Below are 6,141 nucleotides of genomic sequence, written 5' to 3'. Positions count from 1 at the left end.
GACGCCAATCCCCCCGGTGTTTTTCATGCCCGCCTGACGGATGAACAAAACAATGAATTGAAATGATTAATTTTGACTCAAAGATAAACCTCCTTTACACACTTTTTGGGATACTACCGATAAATACTTCATAAATGGTTTTATGTCATTTTTGACTTGAAGAACCAAGTTCTGGCAAAAAGATTTCTAAAAAATGATATAAAAGAAGTTAGACTACTACAACTTAAACCCCTGATATATAGGGCATCAAAACCGTTATTTTATGCAAAATATTAAATTACACCATGACCTAATGATGTGATATTAAAGCAATACCAAATTAACATTCGATAGATAGAGTAAATCGTAAATTGTTAAATGACTATTGATATAACGATTGTTTTTTTGTTAATTTGCACTGAAATATTAAATATGGATAGGAAGTATAATAGCAGCAGAGCCGGCAAAAAAGCGGGAGCTCAAAACCGGAAAAAGTACGTGATGGCAGTGTTGACATTCGTGCTATTGGTTTCTTTTGTGCAGTTATTTATCATACAAGTACTATATGTTCATAACGAATATTCCAAAAGAGATCAACAATTTAACCGTTTAGCCAAAGTTGCTCTCTCGAGGGTCGCAAGTCGTCTTGAACTTGACGAAATGAAATATTATTTCAGCAAGATACTCGAAGGAGATACCCACGACTTCAATGAAACACTTGTAGCTCCGACAGGGTTAGACAGTTCGGACGATACAAGATTCAATACCTATCTCTCTTCGGAATACACCAAAGAGCCTGTCAGCAGACAAACAAAAGCAGAAAGCCTATTAAATGATAATATTGGCAAAAGGCAGGAGGTTTGTGACTCGGCTTATGAAAACAAAACGCCCAAAAACAGTAGTATCTCCCCTACTACCATACTCAATCTTCAACAGACTCTTAAAAACAAATATCTCCACAAGAAGGAGGTCTTGGATGAAGTGATTTTAAGATTTTTGTTTGATGAGCACAATAAGAAGATTACAGAAAAATTGCTCAACCCCAAACAACTCACCAATAACATTGCCAAAGAGCTGGACGAGGTGGGGCTAAACACCGAGTTTATATATAGTGTTTATGATGAGAATGGTGTCCTCAGATATACAGAGTCTCCGACAAAGTACAAAAATGTTGAGGCCACTTCTAAAAATACAATCAGACAATATATATTCTGTGAAAGCAGTCAAAATGGGCAGAAAGAGCCTTATATTGAAGTTACATTTCCGGACAAGGATACCTATTTCAAATCTGTTACGGGATTTACGATCCCGGTAGGTATCACAGCCCTGATATTCTTGTTTATAGGATTGTCTGCACTCAATGTACTGTATAAGCAGAACAAATTCTTGGATAGCAAGACAAACTTTATCAACAATATGACACATGAGCTCAAGACTCCGGTAAGTTCTATTAGTCTTGCAGGACAGATGATGTGCGATGATGGCATCCTGAAGAATGAGGAGACCATGCAAAAACTTATTCGTGTCATCAATAGTGAATGCAAAAGACTAACGATGTTGATTGAGAAGGTATTGCAATTCTCTCTGTTTGAAGAACGAAAGATAAAGCTAAAATTCAAAGAGCTTGATGCTCACGAACTATTGCTCAACGTTGCAGATGTATATTACTTGAAAGCTGAATTGACAGGAGGATCATTAGAATTGGATTTGGATGCCGAAAACACATGGATTAATGTGGATGAAATGCATATGACCAATGCTCTATTTAATCTTCTTGAAAATGCAGTGAAGTATCGTCAGACCGACAAGCCCCTTATGTTGGCTCTGCATACTCGAAACGTTGGTAAGAAACTTGAAATTGTCGTTGAAGACAATGGCATTGGTATTCCTAAAGATAGTCTGACTAAAATATTCAGAAGATTTTACAGAGTATCAACCGGAGATAAGCACGATGTTAAAGGATTTGGCCTTGGTCTCTCATACGTTCAGATGGTTTTACACGATATGGGAGGTACTATAAAGGCCGAAAGTCAAGAAGGCAAAGGAACAAGAATGATAATAACTTTGCCAAACAGCGAACAAATTTGATATTATTAATGTTTACAATAAACAACTAATTTGGAATAAATATGGAAGATGAAATGAAAATTTTCTTTTGTGAAGACGACGAGAGCTTAGGTTTACTACTAAAAGAGTTCTTGGAAACAAAAGGCTACAAGGTAGACTTATTCTTTGATGGTGAGGCTGGTATTGAAGGTTTCCCAAAGAGCAAGTATGATATTTGCATCCTCGACATTATGATGCCTAAGAAGGATGGATTTGAGGTTGCAGAATTTATTAGAAGAGACAATACAGATATTCCAATTATCTTCCTCTCTGCTAAGGACGTTACTCATGATCGTCTAAAAGGCTTCCAGATCGGAGCTGACGACTACATGACAAAGCCATTTAGTATGGAAGAGTTGTTGCTTCGTATCGAAGCAATTATGAGAAGAATCAATGGTAGAAAGGCCAAGAGCAGACCTTACTATGAAATTGGATCATTCTTCTTCGACACACTCAACCAAACTCTTAAACAAGGAGAAAAGATCATCAAGCTTACAACTAAAGAATCTGAGCTTCTTAATCTTCTTTGCATGTATGCCAATCGCACTTTGGAGAGAGATTATGCTCTCGATGAAGTATGGCAAGCCGACAAAAAGGGTGCCGGCAATGATGATTACAAACGCCGCAGCATCGACGTATATATTACCAAGTTGCGTAAGATTCTAAAGTCTGATCCTTCTATTGCTATTAAGAATGTGCATGGCAAGGGTTATAGATTAGTAACTCCGCAAGGTGATATTCCTGATGATCAAGTAATGAAGATTTAAAACCTTTTCGCTAATTGAAGCCGTAAAGTCTTCCAATATTTAGCATTTAAGATCATTTAGATCAAAAGGTAAACTAACAAAAGGTGTGTCAATAATCTTTGTAAGGGGGTTGACACACCTTTTACATTTACACCACTCTATCTACAAGAAAGAAGAGGTTGAGAATAAAGAATTATAAGATTTCGGATAATCTTGGTCTACAATCAACCGACATAGCGAGATCAGCACTGCAGTTATAGATCAAAATGGACTCAAACAGGCTAAAAAGGCTTCTCAATTTATTTGAGTTTGCAGACATTCTTCAGATTACCCTGCGATACACACATGTTTGAGATTTGAGACACCGCAAAGACACCTTCCATATTTAACCAAATATTAATAATACACTTTACATTTCTATTTTATTATTGCGTACCTTTATGATGATAGAAGAAGGGTATTGCGTTTTGAAACTCCAATCAAATTTGATTAACAGAGAACTGGTAGATGCTTGATTGAACAGAGAACTCCAATACTCTATCTACATATAAATATATTTGAGAAAATCCTATTCTACTTCAAAGTAACATATCAACAATAAGTAGAATCATTAAATAAGAATTAGAACATAAATGAAAAAGAAAAGAAATATAACATCTAAAAAAAAGGTCAGTGGCTCTAAGAAAAAAGCAAATAGAAGAGCCCATCAGATGACCAGACGTCAATTAACAGAAAATATATTGTCAACCTTTGCCAAAAGACCGGGCGAGATACTCAACTACAAGCAGATTAGTAGAGATTTGAATATATCATCTGCGGCCCTAAGACAACAAGTATTTTCGATCATGCAGGATTTGGCTTTTGATCATCTGTTGTTAGAAGTCGATAGAGGACGATTTAAATATAATGCCCTTGGTCATATCATCGAAGGGGTCTTTCAGCGAGATCACAGAGGCAACAACAAGCTTCTTCCCGATGATGGAAGTACTCCCATAGACATTGCAGATTGCAATAGTAATCATGCCCTAACCGGAGATAGAGTAAGGGCACAGCTCTTTGCAAAGAGAAAGGGCAAAAATCTTGAAGCCGAAATCATCCAAATTGTTGAGCGAAAAGATCAACAACTTGTAGGAGTAATCGAAGTTTCTCCATCGTATGCGTTCTTTGTTACTGACGACAAAAAAGTTGGGACAGATGTATTCATTCCTAAAGAAGAGCTCAATGGGGCCAAAGATAATGACAAAGTTATTTGCAAAATCACCGACTGGCCAAGCAATGCAAAAAACCCTTTAGGACGAGTTATTGCCGTACTTGGACCACAAGGAGACAACAATGCTGAGATGCATGCTATCCTTGCACAATATGGTTTGCCCTATAAGTACCCCGAGAACGTTGAAAAAGAGGCAGACAAACTCTCTCTTGATTTGACAAAAGAGGTGCTAAAAGGGAGGGAAGATTTTAGAAAAGTCACAACTTTCACGATTGACCCAGCAGACGCCAAAGACTTTGATGATGCTCTTTCCTTTGAAAAAATGGGAGAAAACAAATATCAAATAGGCGTTCATATCGCAGATGTCTCTCACTATGTTACCCCCAAAAGTGTCATTGATGAGGAGGCATTTAGTAGAGGAAACAGTATTTATCTTGTTGACAGGACTATTCCTATGCTTCCCGAGAAGCTGTGCAATGACCTATGCTCACTGAAGCCAAATGTCGATCGTCTTGCATACAGCTGCATCTTCACAATGAATGATGAAGCTAAGATCTTGGAATACCATATCACACGTACGATAATCAATAGTGATAGGAGATTTTCTTATGAAGAAGCTCAACAAGTTATTGAGACCGGAGAAGGAGATCTCAAAGAGGAAATACTTAAACTAAATCAACTTGCTCAAACGCTAAGAGACAAACGATTTAAGAATGGGGCCATTGGCTTTGAATCACAGGAGGTCAAGTTTAAGTTAGACGAAAAAGGAAAGCCCATCGGGGTTTACATCAAAGAGAGCAAAGAAGCCAATCATTTGATTGAGGAATTTATGCTTCTTGCCAACCGAACAGTAGCCACTCACATTGGTAAAGTTAAGGACAAACGAACCAAGCCCAAGACTTTTGTATACAGGATACACGAACAGCCTGACCAAGACAAAATGCTCAATCTAAGAGATTTCATTGGCAAATTTGGTTACAAACTCAAAACAAGTGGGTCTAATCTCGAGATTTCTGACAGCTTCAACAAACTATTGTCCGATGTGCATGGCAAAAAAGAAGAGACGCTTATTTCGACCATTGCAATTCGATCTATGGCAAAAGCCAGATATTCTACCGAAAACATTGGGCATTATGGCTTAGCTTTTGATTATTACACGCACTTTACATCACCGATTAGAAGGTATCCGGACTTAATGGTTCATCGCCTTTTGACAGAATATCTCAATGGAGGAAAGTCTCAAAATCAAGAGAAATACGAAGAGGCTTGCAAACATTGCTCCGAGACAGAGCTGATTGCTGCACAAGCCGAGCGAGACTCAATCAAATACAAACAGGTTGAGTATATGCAGAGCTACCTCGGGAAAGTCTTTGATGGCATTATATCCGGAGTTGCAGAATGGGGTCTTTATGTAGAACTCAGCGAATCTCACTGCGAAGGACTTGTCCCCATGAGAAGTTTGGACAATGATTTCTATATCTATGACGAACAGAATTATTGTCTAATAGGAAGAAGGACCAAACAGCGGTATACCATTGGAGATAAAGTAACAGTCAAACTGGCTGCAGCTAATCTCGAAAGGAGACAAATCGATTTTGAATTAGTTTGAATTTGATGAAACCTTAGAGATACTGATTTGGTTGATTACTTCATTGATTGAAGCTCTTCTAATCATATTCCGAGCAATAGATAATGTTGCTCGTTGTAAGGACTAATCGGGATAGACACCGACAATTGCTCTAAACATCTAAATAATAGGTAGTTGAAGGCAAAAGAATCCCTATAAATTGGTAATAGTCCATCATTAAAATTGCAATACATTTGCAGTGTTAGGAACGAATAAAATTGCAAGAACAATACTAACAACTATAGGTTTATGATGCAGAGCGTGAGAAAAGATAAGTGATAATATTATCTATCCACCAATCTATTATGAAGTGATAATCGATCGCAAAAGGGGGAGGTCCGAGAGGTGAAATGCCCCCCAAAAGTTGGACGTTAAATTAAACGTTATAATTGTCTATAATGAGCTCGGTATTTTACCGGGCTCATTCCTTTTAACCTCAGTTTTATTCTTTTATTGTTATACCATTCTATATA

At 37.5% G+C, this 6,141-nt stretch carries 4 protein-coding genes; 3 read left to right on the top strand and 1 reads right to left on the bottom strand.

The features are described 5' to 3' along the window. The first annotated feature begins 411 nt into the window (after positions 1-411). The 3 genes from ACFO3G_RS04120 (at position 412) to rnr (ending at position 5,650) form a co-directional block, all read left to right on the top strand. Positions 412-2,067, top strand: coding sequence for a sensor histidine kinase (locus tag ACFO3G_RS04120; protein WP_380078249.1), 1,656 nt, complete (start codon positions 412-414; stop codon positions 2,065-2,067). A gap of 41 nt (positions 2,068-2,108) precedes the next feature. Continuing rightward, the gene (locus ACFO3G_RS04115; RefSeq protein WP_380078247.1) at positions 2,109-2,852 is read left to right on the top strand and encodes a response regulator transcription factor; all 744 of its coding nucleotides are present in this window, start codon (positions 2,109-2,111) and stop codon (positions 2,850-2,852) included. A 611-nt stretch (positions 2,853-3,463) separates the two neighbouring features. Then, a complete protein-coding gene (rnr, locus tag ACFO3G_RS04110; protein ID WP_380078245.1) occupies positions 3,464-5,650 on the top strand; it encodes a ribonuclease R in 2,187 nt (728 codons plus the stop codon). Positions 5,651-6,051: 401 nt separating this feature from the next. Here the strand turns inward: rnr and ACFO3G_RS04105 are convergent, their stop codons facing one another. Then, on the bottom strand, positions 6,052-6,138 hold the full coding sequence (locus tag ACFO3G_RS04105; RefSeq protein ID WP_380077071.1) for an IS3 family transposase: 87 nt from the start codon (positions 6,136-6,138) through the stop codon (positions 6,052-6,054). Between the last annotated feature and the right edge of the window lie 3 nt (positions 6,139-6,141).

Source organism: Falsiporphyromonas endometrii (genome assembly GCF_042654485.1).
GTDB classification, from domain to species: Bacteria; Bacteroidota; Bacteroidia; order Bacteroidales; family Porphyromonadaceae; genus Porphyromonas; species Porphyromonas endometrii.
Note: the sequence above shows the minus strand (reverse complement) of the source record. Positions and strands in the feature narration are given on the sequence as shown.